17 protein-coding genes are annotated in these 17955 nt (G+C 73.8%); 5 read left to right on the plus strand and 12 right to left on the minus strand.

Translation table 11 applies throughout. The features are described from left to right. Nucleotides 1-264: 264 nt before the first annotated feature. Both ACPC54_RS31975 and ACPC54_RS31980 read right to left on the minus strand, forming a co-directional pair. The gene (locus ACPC54_RS31975) at nt 265-1380 is read right to left on the minus strand and encodes a PucR family transcriptional regulator (protein ID WP_498969864.1); all 1116 of its coding nucleotides are present in this window, start codon (nt 1378-1380) and stop codon (nt 265-267) included. Between the two features lie 98 nt (nt 1381-1478). Further along, entirely contained in the window at nt 1479-2240 is a 762-nt protein-coding gene (locus ACPC54_RS31980) for a GntR family transcriptional regulator (RefSeq protein WP_498969866.1), read from the minus strand. 196 nt (nt 2241-2436) lie between these two features. On the opposite strand from ACPC54_RS31980, the gene ACPC54_RS31985 reads away from it, so the two are divergent. The 3 genes from ACPC54_RS31985 to ACPC54_RS31995 all read left to right on the plus strand — a co-directional run bounded on the left by ACPC54_RS31985 (nt 2437) and on the right by ACPC54_RS31995 (nt 4461). After that, complete coding sequence (locus tag ACPC54_RS31985; RefSeq protein ID WP_498969868.1) at nt 2437-3177, plus strand: tyrosine-protein phosphatase; 741 nt, start codon at nt 2437-2439, stop codon at nt 3175-3177. Nucleotides 3178-3286: 109 nt separating this feature from the next. Beyond that, nucleotides 3287-3844 carry a hypothetical protein gene (locus ACPC54_RS31990; protein WP_498969870.1) on the plus strand — a complete coding sequence of 186 codons (558 nt, stop codon included), beginning with the start codon at nt 3287-3289 and terminating at the stop codon, nt 3842-3844. A gap of 53 nt (nt 3845-3897) precedes the next feature. After that, nucleotides 3898-4461 carry a DUF4291 domain-containing protein gene (locus ACPC54_RS31995; protein ID WP_498969872.1) on the plus strand — a complete coding sequence of 188 codons (564 nt, stop codon included), beginning with the start codon at nt 3898-3900 and terminating at the stop codon, nt 4459-4461. Nucleotides 4462-4473: 12 nt separating this feature from the next. Here the strand turns inward: ACPC54_RS31995 and ACPC54_RS32000 are convergent, their stop codons facing one another. Then, nucleotides 4474-5319 (minus strand): ABC transporter permease, encoded by an 846-nt coding sequence (locus tag ACPC54_RS32000; RefSeq protein ID WP_498969874.1) that lies wholly within the window; start codon nt 5317-5319, stop codon nt 4474-4476. Beyond that, nucleotides 5316-6227, minus strand: coding sequence for an ABC transporter ATP-binding protein (locus tag ACPC54_RS32005; protein ID WP_498969876.1), 912 nt, complete (start codon nt 6225-6227; stop codon nt 5316-5318). The genes ACPC54_RS32000 and ACPC54_RS32005 overlap by 4 nt, the downstream gene beginning before the upstream one ends. 134 nt (nt 6228-6361) lie before the next feature. Here ACPC54_RS32005 and ACPC54_RS32010 point away from each other — a divergent pair, with 134 nt between their 5' ends. Together ACPC54_RS32010 and ACPC54_RS32015 are read left to right on the plus strand one after the other, a co-directional pair. Then, nucleotides 6362-7624, plus strand: coding sequence for a sensor histidine kinase (locus tag ACPC54_RS32010; protein WP_498969878.1), 1263 nt, complete (start codon nt 6362-6364; stop codon nt 7622-7624). Beyond that, nucleotides 7621-8292 carry a response regulator gene (locus tag ACPC54_RS32015; protein ID WP_498969880.1) on the plus strand — a complete coding sequence of 224 codons (672 nt, stop codon included), beginning with the start codon at nt 7621-7623 and terminating at the stop codon, nt 8290-8292. The genes ACPC54_RS32010 and ACPC54_RS32015 overlap by 4 nt, the downstream gene beginning before the upstream one ends. A gap of 123 nt (nt 8293-8415) precedes the next feature. Here the strand turns inward: ACPC54_RS32015 and ACPC54_RS32020 are convergent, their stop codons facing one another. From ACPC54_RS32020 to ACPC54_RS32055, 8 genes are all read right to left on the minus strand, one after another. Further along, nucleotides 8416-9510, minus strand: coding sequence for a hypothetical protein (locus ACPC54_RS32020; RefSeq protein ID WP_498969881.1), 1095 nt, complete (start codon nt 9508-9510; stop codon nt 8416-8418). Between the two features lie 358 nt (nt 9511-9868). Then, nucleotides 9869-10486, minus strand: coding sequence for a hypothetical protein (locus ACPC54_RS32025; RefSeq protein ID WP_498969883.1), 618 nt, complete (start codon nt 10484-10486; stop codon nt 9869-9871). A gap of 130 nt (nt 10487-10616) precedes the next feature. Further along, complete coding sequence (locus tag ACPC54_RS32030; RefSeq protein WP_498969884.1) at nt 10617-11636, minus strand: N-acetylglucosamine kinase; 1020 nt, start codon at nt 11634-11636, stop codon at nt 10617-10619. Nucleotides 11637-11803: 167 nt separating this feature from the next. After that, nucleotides 11804-13093 carry a 6-phospho-beta-glucosidase gene (locus ACPC54_RS32035; RefSeq protein WP_498969886.1) on the minus strand — a complete coding sequence of 430 codons (1290 nt, stop codon included), beginning with the start codon at nt 13091-13093 and terminating at the stop codon, nt 11804-11806. After that, entirely contained in the window at nt 13093-14004 is a 912-nt protein-coding gene (locus ACPC54_RS32040) for a carbohydrate ABC transporter permease (protein ID WP_498969887.1), read from the minus strand. Before ACPC54_RS32040 ends, ACPC54_RS32035 begins: the two co-directional genes overlap by 1 nt. Before the next feature lie 21 nt (nt 14005-14025). Further along, entirely contained in the window at nt 14026-15057 is a 1032-nt protein-coding gene (locus ACPC54_RS32045) for a carbohydrate ABC transporter permease (RefSeq protein WP_498969888.1), read from the minus strand. 23 nt (nt 15058-15080) lie between these two features. Next, entirely contained in the window at nt 15081-16436 is a 1356-nt protein-coding gene (locus ACPC54_RS32050) for an ABC transporter substrate-binding protein (protein ID WP_498969890.1), read from the minus strand. Nucleotides 16437-16534: 98 nt separating this feature from the next. Next, entirely contained in the window at nt 16535-17725 is a 1191-nt protein-coding gene (locus ACPC54_RS32055) for an ROK family transcriptional regulator (protein WP_498969892.1), read from the minus strand. Between the last annotated feature and the right edge of the window lie 230 nt (nt 17726-17955).

The raw sequence follows: 17955 nt of genomic DNA on the forward strand, positions 1-17955 counted from the left end.
CCGTACCCCGGCGCCACGAAAGATCGTGACAGCGCCGGGGGCGTCCGCACATTGCCAGGATCCGGCAATCTTTACGCCCCTTTGACACCCTGGTGCGCGCGTACCCGGTGACAGTGGAACAGCTCCGCAACAGCCGGGCGACGGGACCGTTGCAACCGGGTCGGCGCGCGGAGCCGGCGGGCAGGAGACGGGATCGGCTCGTTGCCGGATCCCGGACCCCAGACCCCGGACCCCGGATCCCGGAGCCGTGCGGCGGGGCGGTCCCTACAGCGGCTGCTCCGGCCAGTTCAGCAGGCGCGCCCCCATCGCCGCGGTCTCCAGCGTGAAGCGCTGCAGCGCGTCCGAAGGGTCGTAGCCGGTCAGCGACTTGATCCGCTCGAGCCGGTAGCTCAGGGTGCGCACGCTCAGCCCCAGCCGGCGCGCCGCCTCCGCGTTCACGTACGCCGCCTCCGCCTGGACCGCGATCGTGTCCAGCAGCGGACGGGCCCCGCCGCGCGCCTCCGTCAGCGGGCCCAGCACGCTGCGCACCAGGTCCGCCATCGCCGCCCGGTCCCGCATCAGCACCGGGAACACCAGCAGCTCCTCGGCCTTCAACTGCCGGGCGGCCAGGCCCAGGCGCTGCGCGTAGTCCAGCGCGTCCAGTGCCTCCTCGTAGCTGCGCAGCACCCCGCTCGCGCCCGAGTGCCGGCGCCCGGTCGCCACCCGCAGCACCGGGCGGTAGCCGGCGCCCGGGCGGAGCGTCAGGTCCGCGAACGCCTCCAGCACGGCCCGCTCGGAGTCCGGGGCGATGCACACCAACCGGCCGTCCTTGCTCGCCAGCAGCACGTCCCGCTCGCCGAACCGGCCCACCAGCTCGCGCTCCACCCGGTGCACCAGCGGATGGACGTCCGCGAACGGCTCCTCGCCGACCGCCACCGCCACCGCGTACGCCCCCGCCAGCCGCAGCCCGAACCGCTCGGCGCGCTCCGCCAGCAGGCCGAGGTCGCCGCGCCCGTACAGCAGGTCGTCGATGAACTCCCGCCGCGCCGCCTCCTCCTGGCGCACCGCCATCCGCTGCGCCCGCTCGTGCCCCTCGCCCAGCGCCGCCAGCGCGGCGTCGGTGGCGGCCAGCACCGCGTCGCCGGTGCGGCGCAGCTCGGCCACGCTGAGCGCCGCCGCCGGGCCGGGCAGCGTCTGCCAGGCCCGCCGGGCCGCCGCCAGACAGTGGGCGACCACCTCGCGCAGGCCGTAGCCGGACTCCGCGCAGTGCTCGCCGAGCCGGCGCAGGCCCTCCAGCTCGTCACGGCGCAGCAGCCGCCCGGTGCGGGAGGCCTCGGCCAGCAGGACGAGGTAGGCCTCGGTCAGCTCGGCCGGCACGTCGTGCTCGATCCCCTCGGTCACCGTGTCCCGACCCCCGTGCGGCTGCTGTTCACATGTCGACAATCCGGCCTCGCACCCTACCAGCGCCGGGCCGGGCCGGACCGGCCACGGCCGCCGCCTCACGACTCCCGGAAGCGCAGCACGAAGCGGGCGCTGCTGCCGTCGATCCGCCGCCGCACGTACAGCGCCGGGGTGCCGTCCGGGGTGCAGCTGACCCCCTCGCGCACCAGCAGCGCCGTGCCCGGCGGCACGCCCAGCAGCTCGGCGTCCGCGAGGTCCGCGCCCACCGCGCCGAACGCCCGCCAGTCGTACTCCAGCTCCACCCCGGCCGCCCGGGCCAGCGCCGGCACCAGGTTCCCCGGGTGGCCCGGGCGCACCAGCTCGGCGGGCAGCGGCCGGTACGGCACCCAGTAACTGCACGCCGCCTGCGGCCGGCCCCGGTGGCGGATCACCGAATCCACCCGGGACAGCTCGGCAGTCGGACGGCCCAGCTGCCGGGCCGCCTCCGCGTCCTCCGCCGACCCCGTCACCGGCGGGGCGCCCACCACGAACTCGCCGTCGTTCCCCTCGCCCTCCTCCGGCAGCGCGGCGTGCACGCTGCCCAGGTCGACGCGCTGGCTGCGCGGGTCCACCGCGATCGAGATCCGGACGGCCGGCGGGCGGACGAAGGTCCCCACGCCCCGGCGGATCTCCACCACGGCGGCCCGCTCCAGCTCCGCCACCGCCTGCCGCACGGTCAACCGGTTCACGCCGAACTCGGCGCTCAGCTCCGGCTCGCTCGGCAGCCGGGCGCCCGCCGGGTAGGTGCCGGCGTCGATCCGCTCCTGCAGCCGCAGGGCGAGCCGGCGGTACAGCGGGGTGCTCGGGGGGTTCGTGGCCACGGCCCGATCCTACGAAGCGGCGGCTCCGGGCGAAGGTCACAGGCCGTCCCGCTCGACGAAGCGGCCCGGCGGGAGTGGGATGGAGGGGTGTCCCGCCGGGCGTGGCTTGCCCGGCACCCCTGCGGCGGGTTACACATCTAGACGTCTAGATGTGTCGTGCCTGTCCGGGGCGCGGCCCCACCGAAAGGCCACGCGCATGTCCCTGGTCAATTTCCGCGACCCCGCCGTCCTCAGCGACCCCGAGGGTCGCCGGATACGCACTGGCGTGCTGTACCGCTCCGCGCAGCCCTTCCCCGCCGCCGACGCGGCCGTCGTCGACCAGCTGCGCTCCTGCGACATCCGCACCATCGTCGACCTGCGTGACACCCGCGAGACCGACCCCGCCGACTGGGCCGCCGCCGTCGACTCCGGCATCACCGTCGTCGCCGCCCCCGTCGACCCGGCCACCGACCGCCTCGCCGCCCGGCTCGGCACCATGACCACCGCCGCCGACCTCGGCGACTGGTACGTGCTGCTCGCCGAATCCGCTCCCCAGGCCGTCGCCGCCGCCGTGGAGGCCGCCGCCCGCCCCGGCGCCGTCCTGCTGCACTGCGCCGCCGGCAAGGACCGCACCGGCCTCGTCACCGCCCTGCTCCTCGACCTGCTCGGCGTCCCCGCCGACCGCATCGTCGCCGACTACGCCCGCACCGCCGACGCCCTCCCGCAGATCTTCGCCGGCCTCGCCGAACGCCACCGCACCGCCCTCAACGACCGCGTGCAGAGCGGGCAGCTCACCATCCCCGCGCCCCTCCTGGAAGCCCCCGCCGAGGCCATGGCCGTCTTCCTCGACCGCGTCCGCACCCACCACGGCGGCGCCGCCGCCTTCCTCCCCGCCTGCGGCGTCGCCGCGGCCACCCTCGGCGCCTTCCTCGACAAGGCGGCGCCCGTCCCCGCCTGACGGCCGCCCGTCCCCGCCGCGCCGCCGGCGAGGCCACGGCCTCCCCCGGCGCCCGGGCGGCCCCGCCCGGACGGCCACCGCGCCGCCGCCCCGCGTACCCTGGCGGCCCATGAGCTACTACGCCACGTGGTTCCTGATCCTCGCCCCCGCCGACGCCGTCGAGCGGCACGGGCCCGCCCTGCGGGCCCAGTTGGCCGAGCACGCGGCGGCCCCCGGCACCCGCGCGCTGTGGCAGCGCTGGGAGCGCGGCGAGCTGGGCCTCGACGAGCTGGAGGCGCTGGCCTCCGGCCCCTTCGGGCTCGACGTCGAGGCGATGTACGCGGTCTGGGAGGACTGCGGGGACCTGCGCCCGTACGGCGCCGTGTCCGCCCGCAACCGGTTCCCGATGCTGGGCCTGGCGCACGCGCTCGGCCCGGCGCGGATGGCGGAACTCCCCGGCTGGTTCGGGGACTTGGTGCTGAGTCCGGCCGAGGTGCGGGCCACCCTGCCCACCGTCGAGGCGGTGTTCGCGCTGGACGGCGCCGAACGGGCGGAGGCCGAGCGGCGGGCCGTCGAGGCCCTGTGGTCGGCGGACCCGGTGCGCGACCTGTTCGACACGGCCGTCCCGATCTGGCGCACGGCCGCCGCGGGCGGCCACGGTCTGATCGGCGCGCAGATCGTCCCGTGAGACGGTCGGTAATCCCGTTGCGCCGCCGCGGCCCCGCCCGGTGGACTGGCCCGATGACCGCCCTGCGCGAGATCCGCGCCGACCACGACGACCGGACGATCACGCTCTACCAGGCCTACCCGCCGGCCGTCGCCGAGCCCGCGCTGGCGGCGGGCCGGTTCGTCGCGCCGTTCGGCTTCCACCGGATGACGTGGATCAAGCCGTCGTTCCGCTGGCTGATGCACCGCAGCAACTGGGCCCGGAAGCCGGGCCAGACCAGGGTGCTGGCGGTGCGGATCACCCGGGAGGGCTGGGAGGAGGCGCTGGCCCGCGCCGTGCCGACCACCGCCCACCCGGACGAGCTGGCCCGGGCGGCCGTCCACGTCCAGTGGGATCCGGAGCGCTCGCTGCGCGGGGCGGCGCTGAACCACTACAGCATCCAGGTGGGCATCGGCCGTTCGCTGATCCGCACCTTCGCCGAGGAGTGGATCACCGGCCTCACCGACCTCACCCCGCAGGTGCAGCGGATCGCCGCGCTGGTGCGGGGCGGGCAGTCGGCGAAGGCGCAGCGGCTGCTGCCGCCGGAGCGCCCGTACCGGCTGCCCGCCGAGCTCGCCCGCCGCCTCGACCTCGGCTAGCCGAGCGGGACTTCACACGTCCCGCCGCCGCACCACGATCACCGTCACGGCCACCGCGACGGCCGCCCACACCCCCATGGTGATCCACGAGTCCAGCACGCTCGGCGCGTACTTCGACATCGTGGCGTTGGAGTTGGGGTTGTACGTGAGCCGGTCGACCGGGGCCAGCGGCAGGTGCCTGCCGATCTCGGCCAGCCACTTGTAGCGGTCCCCGCCGAACATCAGCGGCACGATGAAGAACAGCACGACCAGCGACACGATCGAGGCGGTGGCGTGCCGCAGCAGCGCGCCCAGTGCCATGCCGATCAGCGCGCACACCGGCACGATCAACGCGTAGCCGAGGACGGCCCGCTGGCTGACCGAGTCGGTGATGGACAGCCCGACGTGCCGGGAGGCCAGCATCGCGTTGCAGCTGAAGAAGGACACGGTCGACACCACCACCCCCGCCAGGGTGGTGATCCCGCCGATGAGCAGCACCTTGGCGGCGATCACCCCGCGCCGGTCGGGCACGGCGGCGAAGGTGGTGCGGATCAGCCCGGTGGCGTACTCGCCGAACACGGTGATCGCGCCCAGTGACCCGGCCGCGATCGCCATCAGGTAGCACGAGATGTCGCTGAGGGTGTGGTGCAGCGCGTCGTACCGGAACACCGGCATGCCCGGCAACCGCTTCGGTGGGTGGTCGATGTACGTCAGGTCGCTGTGGACGGCGTTGAGGTTGACGCCGATCGCCACCAGTACGGCGAGCGCCAGCACCCAGTAGGTGGAGCGCAGCGAGCGCAGTTTGATCCACTCGGCGGCGAGCAGGTCGGTGAACCGGGGTGTCGGTTCCACCACGGAACCAGCGGTGATGGCACTCATCGGGCGTCTCCGGCCAGGTATTCGACACTGTCGGCGGTCAGGGCCATGAACGCCGTCTCCAGCGACGACGTCCGGGTGGCGAGTTCGTGCAGCACCAGGCCGTGCCGCAGGGCGAGTTCACCGATCCGCTCGGCCGGCAGGCCGGTGACGATCCCGAACCGCTCCTCCGCCAGGGCCACTTCGGCCCCCTCACCGCGCAGCACCTCGGCCAGCGCGGCCAGTTCGGGCGTGCGCACGGCCACCGAGGTCTCCGCGTTGCGCGCCGAGAACTCCGCCAGGCTCTCGTCGGCGATCAGCCGGCCGCGCCCGATCACCACCAGCCGGTCGGCGGTGTGCTCCATCTCCGCCATCATGTGGCTGGAGACGAAGACCGTCCGCCCTTCCTCGGCGAGCCGCCGGAACAGCCCGCGCACCCACAGCACGCCCTCCGGGTCGAGCCCGTTCAGCGGCTCGTCGAAGAGCAGCACCGGCGGGTCGCCGAGCAGTGCGCCGGCGATACCGAGCCGCTGTTTCATGCCCAGCGAGTAGCCGCCGATCCGGCGCCCGGCGGCCTTGCCGAGGCCGACCTCGGTGAGCACCTCGTCGACCCGTCCGAGCGGGATGCGGTTGCTGCGGGCCAGCGCCGACAGGTGGGCCCGGGCGCTGCGGCCGCCGTGCACGTCGCCGGCGTCGAGCAGGGCGCCGATGTGCCGCAGGCCGCGCGGCCGACCGGCGAACGGCACGCCGTCGACGGTGGCGCGGCCCTCGGTGGGGGAGTCGAGGCCCAGGATCATCCGCAGCGTGGTGGACTTGCCCGCGCCGTTGGGGCCGAGGAAGCCGGTGACGGCCCCGGGCCGGACGGTGAAGCTCAGCCGGTCGACGGCCGTGGTGGCGCCGTACCGCTTGGTCAGTCGTTCGATCTCGATCACGGTGACGACTCTGCCGACGGCGGGCCCCGGGTGGCATCGGGCCGGGGGTCACACCTGCCGCCCGCCGCCTTCGCCCCGGGGATTACGCCCCCGGGCCGATGCCCCGCCGGACGGCCCGCGGCTACCATCGCGTCATGATCATCGAGCCCCGCCCGCCGCTGCTCCGGCGCCTGCCGCCCGGCGTGTGGGTGGCGGCGCTCTGGACGACCCTCGTGGTGTTCCGCTGCTTCACCCGCGACCGGGAGCTGGAGCTGCTGTTCACCTACCAGGGCAATCCCGAGGACATGCCGCTGGTGGTGACCGCCGCGGTCACCACCCTGGTCGCCTCCTTCCTCGTCCGGCTGCCGCTGCTCGCCATCACGGTGGCGCTCGCGGGCGGCCTCTACACCCTCGGCATCCGCACCGTCCAGGAGACGGCCCCGCTGCAGTTCCTGATCGCCTCCGCGGTCGTCGGGTACTGCGCGGCCACCCGCTCCCGTCGCGTCTCCCTGACGGCCCTCGCCCTGCCGATGGGCACCCTCACCGCGATCTATCTGTGGGGCGCGGTGAACGGCTACGGGGCCAATCCGTTCGCCTACCTGGGCTTCGGCGCCGTCACCGCCATCGCCTGGCTGGTCGGCAACACCGTCCACCAGGGCCGCGCGCACGCCGAGGCGCTGCGCGGCCAGGTCACCGACCAGGCCGTCACCGCCGAACGGCTGCGGATCGCCCGCGAGTTGCACGACATGGTCGCCCACAGCATCGGCATCATCGCGATCCAGGCCGGGATGGGCCGCCGGGTGATGGACACCCAGCCCGCCGAGACCCGGGCCGCCCTGGACGCCATCGAGACCACCAGCCGAGAGACGCTGGCCGGGCTGCGCCGGATGCTCGGCGCGCTGCGGCAGGCCGACGCCGAACCGGCGCCGCTCGAAGTCGCGCCGAGCCTCGAGGAGTTGGACCGCCTGGTGGCGAAGACCGCGGGCGCCGGCGTGCGGGTCGCGGTGACCCGGCTCGGCGAGGCCCGCGCGCTGCCGCCCGAGGTGGACCTCGCCGCGTACCGGATCGTCCAGGAGGCGGTCACCAACGTGGTCAAGCACTCCGGCACCCGGGACTGCCACGTCACCGTCGAGTACCGCCCGGGCGGCCTCGCACTCAGCGTCGTCGACCTCGGCACCGCCCAGGGCCCCGGCGATGGCACCGGCTACGGCCTGGCCGGCATGCGCGAGCGGGTCGCCCTGCTGCACGGCGAGTTCAGCGCCGGGCCGCGCCCCGAGGGCGGCTTCAAGGTCGCCGCCACCCTGCCGCTGCCCGAACCGCCGCTGTCCGAAGGGCCGGTGTCCGAAGGGCCGGTGTCCGAACGGTTGTTGTCCGAACCGCCGCTGCCCGAACCGACCACCCTGGAGGTGGCGCCGTGATCCGTGTCGTCCTGGTCGACGACCAGCCGCTCATCCGCACCGGCCTGCGCGTGCTGATGGCCGACACCCCGGACCTGCAGGTGGTCGGCGAGGCCGGCGACGGCGCCGAGGCCGTCGAGCTGGTCGCCCGGCTGCGCCCGGACGTCGTCGTGATGGACATCCGGATGCCGGGGGTGGACGGCATCGAGGCCACCCGCCGGATCACCGCCGCCCCGGACCTGCCCACCCACGTCCTCGTCCTCACCACCTTCGACGACGACGAGTACGTCTACGGCGCGCTGCGGGCCGGCGCCAGCGGCTTCCTGGTCAAGGACCTCGCGCTGGAGACCATCCTGGACGGCGTCCGGGTGGTCGCCGCCGGCGACGCCCTGATCGCCCCGGCCGTCACCCGGCGCCTGATCGGCGAGTTCGCCGCCCGCCCCGAGCCCGCCACCGCCGGGCCCGCGGGGCCGGCCCGGCGGCCGCTCACCGAGAGCGTCACCGAGCGCGAACGCGAGGTGCTGGTGCTGGTCGGCCGCGGCCTGTCCAACAGCGAGATCGCCGCCGAGCTCACCATCAGCGTCGCCACCGCGAAGGCCCACGTGGCCCGGCTGTTCAGCAAGCTCGACGCCCGCGACCGGGTCCACCTGGTCATCCAGGCCTACGAGTTCGGCCTGGTCGCGCCGTAGGGCCCGCGGCGCTCCCGGCGTCGCCCCACACGCGGGAGTGCCGCGGACCCCGGACGGCGGCGGCGCCGGGGCGGGCCCGCACAGCCCGCCCCGACGCCGCGCCTCACCGCGGCCCGTCCGCCGTCAGGGGACGACCGGGTGCGAGATCTCGCACCCGGAGGCGTCGTTCGCCCAGGTGCCCTGCATGGCGAAGGAGCCGGTCGCGAAGTTCACGTTCTGCGAGCCGCCGACCCCGCCGGTGCCCTTCCAGGCGCACTTGTCGGCGTTCTCGGAGCCGGACGAGTCCGTCCAGCCGCCGGCCGGGTTCTGGTCGGTGATGGTCTCCGAGTACTCGTGCCCGTAGACCATGGTCACGCCGTCCAGGGTGCCCGCGCTGCCGCTGTTGACGTAGTTCTGGCCGCAGGAGGTGCCCATGTCCGTCACGTACGGGTCGTTGGTGAACGCCACGTCGCCGTACGGGCTCGTCGCGGCACCGCCGGTCAGCGTGCTGTCGCCGTTCCAGTCGTGCCAGGCGCAGAAGTTGCCGGTGCTGGTGTTGAAGCCGTCCGGGTGGGTGCCGGTCGGCGAGAGCACCACGTACTGCACGTCGCGGTTGGCGGCCGCGGTGGTGTTGCCGAAGTGCCCGGCGGCCTTGACCGCCTCGGCGGCCAGCTGGTTGCCGTTGGCCTGGCCGGGCGCGGCCGCCGAGGTGTCCACCCACACGCCGGCCAGCGCGCCGCCGCTGGGGTAGGCGACGTGCGCGGCGGTGGACGGGCAGCTGGTGGCGCCCTTGGCGATGCCCTCGCAGTACTGGGTCATGACGCCGGACCAGGTCTCGCCGTTGGTGCCGAGGCCCTTGAACAGCTGCTGGGCCCGGACGGCTTCGCCCATCGGGTCGCCGCTGAGCGTGGTGTAGCCGGAGGCGTCGGTGCCCTGGGTGCCCCACTGGCTGCCCCAGAAGACCAGGTAGACCTTCGGTGCTCCGGTGGTGACGCCGATGCCGTCGACGCCGCCGCCGTAGCGCAGGTTGGAGGTGCGCTGGGCGCTGCTCGCCGCGGCGGCCTCGCGGGTCGGGTGGACGCCGTGCCGGTACGGGTGGCTCTGCCCGGCGGTCTCGTGCACCGGCTGGTCGGCCTGCGCGGCGGGGGCGGCCGCGAAGCCCGTGGCGGCCATGGCCAGCGCGCCGAGCCCGGTCAGGGCCCGCAGTCGCGTCCGGCGGAACGTGGGGGACATGCCCATCGTGAGGGTTCCTCTCTCCTGCCGAGCGCGCACCGGTGGGCCGCGACGGCAGCACGGGGGGACGAAGGGTGGGCAACGACGAGCCGCTGACCGGTAGTTGACGTATCGTCAGTTACCTGGCGGGGATGGGGGGAGCGGCTCTGTGTCGTCGACCGCCCGAAGCAAAGCAGAGCCGTTGAAACCGGGTCAACGAGGACGTCGGTAAAGGAATCACGCCCGAACGTAGCGAACGCCAAAAGCCCGCAGCTCACGGCCCGTCCATGCGCGTAGCGCAGCGGATTGCCAACAGTTGCGGGGAGGTTCTACACCGTATGGACGTCCCGCGAGCCCGACGTGGAGACGGGCGCGGGCGGCTGCGTCACGGCTGGTCGAGTTCGGTGATCTGCATGATCCGGCCGTGGGAGTCGAGGACCACGTCGTAGGCGTCGCCGTGGCAGGCGTAGGGGGCGGCCGGGACGAGGTCGGCCAGGCAGGTGTCGAGGTGGTCGACGAGCTCGGGGAGCCGGACGGGGTGGGGCGGGGCGCCGGGGGTGCGGTCGACGAGGGTGGCGGTGACGCCGGCGGCGGCGAAGCCGTAGTGGACGGGGGCGCCGGCGGGCTCGTAGCGCTCGTCCTCGCAGGCGTAGCGGGCGGGCTGGGCGGTGAGTTCGGCGGTGTCGGCGGTGACCACGACCATCACCTGGTGGCCCGGGCGGCGGACCGGGGCGGTACAGCTCGCGGCCGGCGCCGGGGCCGGGGCCGCCGCCGGGGCGTCCGGCCCGGAGGGATCGGCGGGATCGGCGGACTCGTCGAGGGCGTCCCCGTCCATGAGGTCGAAGTCGTCGTCCAGTACGTCCTCGCCGAGGTCGTCCGCGGAGGCCGCGGCCGAGGCGGCGGCCACCGTGGGCCGGGAGTCCGCGGGCGTGCAGGCGGTGAGCGCCGCGACGGCGGCGGAGCCGATCAGGGCGGCGGCGAGGAGGGTACGGGGCACGGCCATGGCACAAGTCTCCCCGGTGATCGCGAACATCGGCTCACCGGGTACACGACGGGCAGCCGGCGCACGGTTCCCGCCCCCGCCCGACGTGCGGATCGGGCGGGGACGGGAGTTCGGGGAAGAGCCGCAGCGGTCAGACCGAGACCGGCCGCGGCGACTCGTACGCCGCCCGGACGGCGGCCTGCGCCGCGGCCCCGGCGCCCAGGTGGTCGAGGCCGAGCAGCGCCGCGCCCAGCACCGGCGGCGCGACGACCACCCGCGGCTCGGCGAGCGGCGCGGCCGCGGCGAGCCGGGCGGTCAGGTTGTCGAGCAGCAACGGCTGCCGGGAGGCGAGCACGCCGCCGCCGAGCACGACCGGCGTGGGGGCGTCGAGCAGGCCGAGCCGGCCGAGCGCGACGACGGCGAGCCGGACGATCTCGTCGGCCTGCCGGTCGATCAGCTCCAGCGCGGTGGCGTCGCCCTCGGCCGCGGCGGCGAACAGCACCCGGACGATCTCGTGCAGCCGCTCCTCGGGCAGGTGCCCGAGGTGGACGGCTTCGGCGACGGCGCCGGCGCTGGGCAGGCCGAAGTGCGCGGCGATGGCGGCGGCCAGCGCGGTCGGCCCGCCCCGGCCGTCCTCGGCGCGGACGGCGTGCCACATGCTGGCGATGGCGAGCCCGCCGCCGCCGCCCCAGTCGCCGGTGAGCTCGCCGAGCGCGGGGAAGCGGGCGGTGCGCCCGTCCGGCAGCAGGCCGGCGCAGTTGATCCCGGCGCCGCAGACGACGGCGACGCCGCGCGGCCCGTCGGTGCCGGCCCGGAGCAGGCCGAAGGTGTCGTTGACGACGGTGTTGCTGGCGCCCCAGGGGTGCGATTCGAGGGCGCGGCGCAGCGCCTCCTCCTCGACCGGCAGGTCGGCGTTGGCGAGGCACGCGCTGACGTGGCTGGTCAGCACGCCGCTTCGGGTGGGGAGGCCGGCCGCCGCGGCGGCCTGCTCGACGAGCGGGGCGAGCCCGGCGACGGCGGCCGGGACGCCGACCCGGTGGGGGGTGAAGCCGCCGCCGCGGGCGGTGCCGTGGACGGTGCCGTCGGCGCCGATGAGGGCGACGTCGGTCTTGGAGTTGCCCGCGTCGATGGCGAGGACGCCGGGCAGGATGGGTTCGGGCTGGTGGGTCATCAGATCCCCGGGCTCGTACGTGGCCCGGCCGCGATCCCCGGCCGGGGTGCCCGGCCGGTTGGGCGGCCGGGGGTGGTCGGTCTCCGCGCCGAGCCGGCCCGCGGCGCCCGGACTGCCGGGCGGGCGCGGACCGGCGCACGGCGGGACCGGAGCACGACGGCGGGCCGTCAGGCCCACGAGAGGTGCTCGCGGTTGTGCGCGAGCAGCCGGTCCGTGAGCCGGTCGGCGAGTTCGAGCTGGCCGACCAGCGGGTGGGCGAGCAGGGCGTCGAACACCCGGTCGCGGCCGCCGTGCAGGGCGGCGTCGAGGGCGAGGTGCTCGTAGGCGGTGACGGCGGAGACCAGCCCGGCGAACAGCGGTTCGAGCGGCCGCTGCGGCAGCGGGCGCACGCCGGAGGCGTCCACCGACGCCGGGACCTCGATCACCGCGTCGTCCGGCAGGAAGGGCAGCACACCGTCGTTGCGGGTGTTGACGACCTGCACGGACGTGCCGCCGCCGGTGCCGAGCAGCGCGGCGATGAGCTGGACGGCGGCCTCCGAGTAGAACGCGCCGCCGCGCTTGCCGAGCAGCTCCGGTTTGGTGTCGAGGGCCGGGTCGGCGTACATCTCCAGCAGCTGCCGCTCGATCTCGGCGACCTGGGCGGCCCGCGAGCCCTGCTCCTTCAACTCCTCGACGACGACGTCGTGCTGGTAGAAGTAGCGCAGGTAGTAGGAGGGCACCACGCCGAGCCGCCGCACGAAGTCCTGTGGCAGGTGCAGGTCGTCGGCGATCTCCTTGCCGAAGCCCCGCAGCAGGTCCGGGAGCACCTCCCGGCCGCCCGCGGCGCCGGGGGCGTCGAGCAGGGTGACCCCGCGCTCCCAGGTCAGGTGGTTGAGCCCGACGTGGTCCAGCCGGACCAGCTCCGGGTCGACGCCCAGGTGCGCCGCGAACTTGCGCTGGAAGCCGATCGCGACGTTGCACAGGCCGACGGCCTTGTGCCCGGCGGTCTGCAGGGCGCGGGTGACGATGCCGACCGGGTTGGTGAAGTCGACGATCCAGGCGTCCGGGTTGGTGCGGCGGACCTGCTCGGCGATGTCCAGCACCACCGGGACGGTCCGCAGCGCCTTGGCGAGCCCGCCGGCGCCGGTGGTCTCCTGGCCGACGCAGCCGCACTCCAGCGGCCAGGTCTCGTCCTGGTTGCGGGCGGCCTGCCCTCCGACGCGCAGCTGCAGCAGCACGGCGTCGGCGTCCGCGACGCCCGCGGCCAGGTCGGTGGTCGTGGTGACCACCGCGGTGTGGCCCTGCTTGGCGAAGATCCGCCGGGCGAGGCCGCCGATTAGCTCCAGCCGCTCGGCGGCCGGGTCGATCAGCACCAGCTCGCCGATCGGCAGGGTGTCGCGCAGCCGCGCGAAGCCGTCGACGAGTTCCGGCGTGTACGTCGAACCACCGCCGACGATGGCCAGCTTGAGAGCGGACATCAGCCCTTGACCCCTGTCAGTGTCACGCCTTCGATGAAGGCCTTCTGAGCGAAGAAGAAGAGGACGATCACCGGCGCCATCACCAGCAGGGTGGCGGCCATGGTGAGGTTCCAGTTGGTGTGGTGGGCGGCCTTGAACGACTCCAGGCCGTAGCTGAGCGTCCAGGAGTCGTGGTTGTTGCTGGCGTAGATCTGCGGGCCGAAGTAGTCGTTCCAGCAGTAGAAGAACTGGAACAGCGCGACCGCCGCGATGGCCGGCTTGGCCATCGGCAGGACCACCCTCAGCAGGGTGCGCAGGTCGCCGCAGCCGTCGATCCGGGCCGCCTCGATGTACTCCTTGGGGATGGTCAGCAGGAACTGCCGCAGCAGGAAGATCGAGAAGGCGTCGCCGAAGGCCATCGGGATGATCAGCGGCCACAGCGAGCCGCTCAGGCCCATCTGCTTGGCCCAGAACAGGTACATCGGGATGACGGTGACCTGCGGCGGCAGCATCATCATCGCGATGACCGCCATCAGCGCCAGGTTGCGGCCGCGGAAGCGGAACTTGGCGAGCGCGTAGGCGACGGGCAGGCTGGAGACGACGGTCAGCAGCGTGCCGAGGCCGGCGTACAGCAGGGTGTTGCGCCACCAGGTGAGGAAGCCGGGGGTGTCCCACACCTTGGCGTAGTTGCCCCAGTTCCAGGAGGTGGGCCAGTAGTCGGTGGTGAGCGCCTGCTGGTCGTTCATCACCGAGGTGAGGAAGACGAAGACGAAGGGCAGCAGGAAGAACAGCGCGGCGGCGACGGCCAGCGCGTGCACGGCCACCCAGTTGAGCAGGGCGCGGCGCCGGGCGGCGCGGGCGGCGGGCCCGCCGCCGCGGGTGCGGGCGGACGCCCGGCCGCGCGTGGTGTCGAGCGTGGAGTCGAGAGTCATGTCGGAGTCCTCATCCGTCCGCTAGTCGTCGCTCGCCATGAAGCCGGACCGGCGGCGGAGCAGGATCGAGGTGACGGCCATCGAGATGGCGAACAGCACCAGGGCGACGACGCAGGCCGCGCCGTAGTTGAAGCGCTGGAAGCCGAGGTTGTAGACCATCTGCGGCAGGGTCCAGGTGGAGCCGGACGGGTAGCCCGGCTCGAAGGCCTGGCCGGAGGTGCCGGCGATGCCGCTGGCGACCTTCCCGGCGACGATCGCCTGGGTGTAGTACTGCATGGTCTGGATCACCCCGGTGACCACCGCGAACATGATGATCGGCGAGATGTTCGGCAGCGTGACGTACCGGAACCGCTGGAAGGGCCCGGCGCCGTCGAGTTCGGCCGCCTCGTACTGCTCCTTGGGGACGTCCAGCAGCGAGGCCATGAAGATGACCATCAGGTCGCCGATGCCCCACATGGCGAGCAGGGTGAGCGCGGGCTTCGACCAGCTGGGGTCGGAGAACCAGCCGGGCTGCGGCAGCCCCAGGTCGCCGAGCAGGTGGTTGAGCGGGCCGGTGCCGGGGTTGAGCAGGAAGGCGAAGGCGACGGTCGCGGCCACCGGCGGCGCCAGGTACGGCAGGTAGAACGCGGTGCGGAAGAAGCCGGCGCCGGTCTTCACCTTGGTGATCAGCAACCCGATGCCGAGGCCGAAGGCGACCCGCAGGGTCACCATGATCACCACCAGCCACAGGGTGTTGCGCAGGCCCTGCCAGAAGGTCGGCAGCTGGTTGAAGACGTAGTCCCAGTTCTTCAGGCCGTTGAAGCTCGGGGCTCCGAAGCCGTTGTAGCTGGTGAAGGAGAAGTAGGCGGTGGAGACCAGCGGGTAGACGAAGAAGACGCCGAAGCCGATCAGCCAGGGGGAGAGGAAGGCCAGGTTGCGGGCCGCCTCCCGGCGGCGCTTGCGGCGCAGCAGGTGCTGCGTGCCGGGCGCCGCCGGGTCGGTCGGTCCGGCGCTGCCTTCGGGGGCGCTGCCCTTGCGGGGGCCGTCCTTGCGGGTGCCGAACGCGAGTGACATGGGGGTTCCGTGGACCGGGGCCGTTACTTGGCCTGGGCGATGTCGGTGTCGACCTGCTTGGCGGTGGCGGCCAGCCCGGCCGCCAGGTCGGTCTGCTTGCCCGACTCGTAGTCGTAGCCGAGGTTCTGCAGCGTGGTGATGTAGCCGCTGCCGTTGACGGCCGCCGGGGTGGTGCCGGAGTGCGGGTTCTTGGCGATGTCGATGAAGGTCTTGAAGTTCGGGTCGACCGCCAGCTTCGGCGAGTTGAGCGCGTCGACGGTGCTGGGCACGTTGTGGATGGCGTTGGCGAAGTTGACGACCGCGTCGGTGTCGGTGGTCAGGTACTTCACGAACTCCCAGGACGCGGCCTGCTTCTTGCTGGTGCTGGCGATGCCGACGATGGTGCCGGTCTGGTAGCCGCGGCCCCAGGTGTCGGCCTGGTCGTCCGGGACGGGGAACGGCGCGGTGGCCCAGTCGAAGTCGGGCTTGTTGTCGGCGAGCGCCCCGGTGCGCCACTCGCCGTCGATGGCCATCGCGACCTTGCCGGTGATGAAGGGGTTCTTGGCGCTGAACTCCTCGCCGAAGGTGGAGCGGAACTTCTCCAGCTTGGTGTAGCCGCCGAGCTGGTCGACCAGGCCCTTCTGCCAGTTCAGCATGGCGGCGACCTTGGGGTCGGTGGCGAGGTTCGACTTGCCGTCCGGGCCGAAGTAGGTGGCGCCGTACTGGCCGAGGAAGTGCTCGGTGGTGGACTCGTAGCCGTGGTAGAGCGGCATGAAGCCGAGCTGCTTGAAGCCGTCGCCGTCCGGGACGGTCAGCAGCTTGATGTCCGCGGCGAACTCGCTGAAGGTCTTCGGCGGGTTGGCGATGCCGGCCGCCTCGAAGGCCTTCTTGTTGTAGTAGAGGCCGTACGTGTCGCCGAGCAGCGGCAGCGAGCACTGGTTGCCCTGGAACTGCGTGTAGTTGAGCATCGCGGCCGGGAAGGTCCTGGCCGGGTCGACGCCGGACTTCTGCAGCTGGGGCTTCAGGTCGATGAAGGCCTTGGTCGAGCAGAACATGCCGACGTTGTTGGTGCTGAAGGAGGACACCACGTCGGGCGCGTCGTCGCCGCCGGCCCGCAGGGCCTGGTTGACCTTGTCGTCCGCGACGTTGCTGACGGCCTTGACGTGGATGTTCGGGTGGGCCTTCTCGAAGGCGGCGATGTTGTCGTTGATCGCCTTCACGTCGCCGTCCTGGCTCCAGCCGTGCCAGAAGGTGATGGTGACGTCCTTGCCGGCGGCCGAGTCGTCGTTGCCGCCGGAGTCGTTGGAGCCGGTGCAGGCGGTGGTGAGCAGGGCCAGCACGGCGGAGCCGGCGACGGCGGCGATGATGCGGCGGCCTCTGCGGGAGGTGGTGGCGAGCACTTCGAGGTCCTCCTGGGGGTGCGCGGACCGGCGTCGTTGCCGGGCGCCCGCGTTCGGGGGTCGGGGGAGAGGTGGGTGAGCGGTGCGGTGCGGGAGCGTCAGTGGGTGGAGAAGACTGCCTCGCGGGCGTCGGCCAGCGCGCGCTGCAGCGCGCCGAGCAGGACGGGCGAGTCAGGCAGGGCACTGCTGCGGACGTGCGGCCGGGCGATGGAGATCCGGGCCAGCTCGTCCTCGACGAGCGCGCGCAGGCGCTCGCCGCCCGCGCTGGGCACCGCGCCGGAGAGGACCACCAGCTCGGGGTCCACGACGGCGACGATGGCGGCCAGCCCGACCGCGAGCCGGCCGGCCAGTTCGGTGAGGAACGCGTCGCCGGCGCCCGGGATCTCCAGGGCCTTGGCGATCGACTCCTCGGCGGTGGGCGCGCCGAGCCCGTGCTCACGGGCCAGGGCGCGGACGGCGGGTGCGCCGACCAGGTCCTGGAACCCGCCGAAGTTGCGGCGGCGCACGTCCCGCACGATCGGCGATCCGGGCACCGGCAGGTAGCCGATCTCCCCGGCCGCGCCGGTGAAGCCGCGGTGCAGCCGTCCGGCGATCACGATCGCGGCGCCGGTGCCGGCACCGGCCCAGAGCAGGACGAAGTCCTCGAAGCCGGCCGCCGCGCCGGAGGCCTGCTCGGCGACGGCGGCCAGGTTCACGTCGTTCTCGATCGACACCGGCGCGCCGATCGCCCCGGACAGCTCCTCGACCAGCCGCGGCGAGTGCCAGCCGGGCAGGTGGGAGGCGTAGCGCAGCTTGCCGGTGACCGGGTCGGGGGCGCCGCCGATGCCGATCGCGGCGGTGCGCAGACTGCCCTCGGGCAGGCCGGCGGCCCGGACGGCCTCGGCGGTGGCCGCGGCGACGGTGGCGACGGTCCCGGCGGCCGGGACGCCCTTCGTCGACACGGTGTGCTCGGCCAGCGTGCCGCCGGTGATGTCGGCGACGGCGACCCGGATCCCGGTCGGCGTGACGTCCAGCCCGGCGACGTACCCGGCGGTCGGATTCACCTGGTACAGCTGCGCGTTGGGGCCGGGACCGCCCGCCGTGGTGCCGACCGGCAGGACCAGCCCGGCCGCCTCCAGGCGGGCCAGCAGCTGGGAAGCGGTCGGCTTGGACAGCCCGGTGAGGGTGCCGATCTGGGTGCGGGAGAGCGGGCCGTTCGCCAGCAGCAGTTCGAGCGCGGCGCGGTCGTTGATGGCGCGCAGCAGGCTGGGAGTGCCGGCGAGGGGGGCCTTCGCGGTGGGTCCGGTCATGCGGGGCATCCTCCTCTGCCAGGGCGCATTCGCGAACTGTTAGGAAACTTTCCAGTCGCTTGGACATGGACCGTACGGGCCCTGTCAGCGGAGTGTCAATGCCCGCCGCAGCCCTGGATGTCGAAGCGTTACCACCCACCCACCCACCCACCCACCCACCCACCCACCCACCCACCCACCCACCCACCCACCCACCCACCCACCCACCCACCCACCCACCCACCCACCCA

The organism is Kitasatospora sp. NPDC094028 (assembly GCF_049543595.1).
Lineage (GTDB): Bacteria > Actinomycetota > Actinomycetes > Streptomycetales > Streptomycetaceae > Kitasatospora.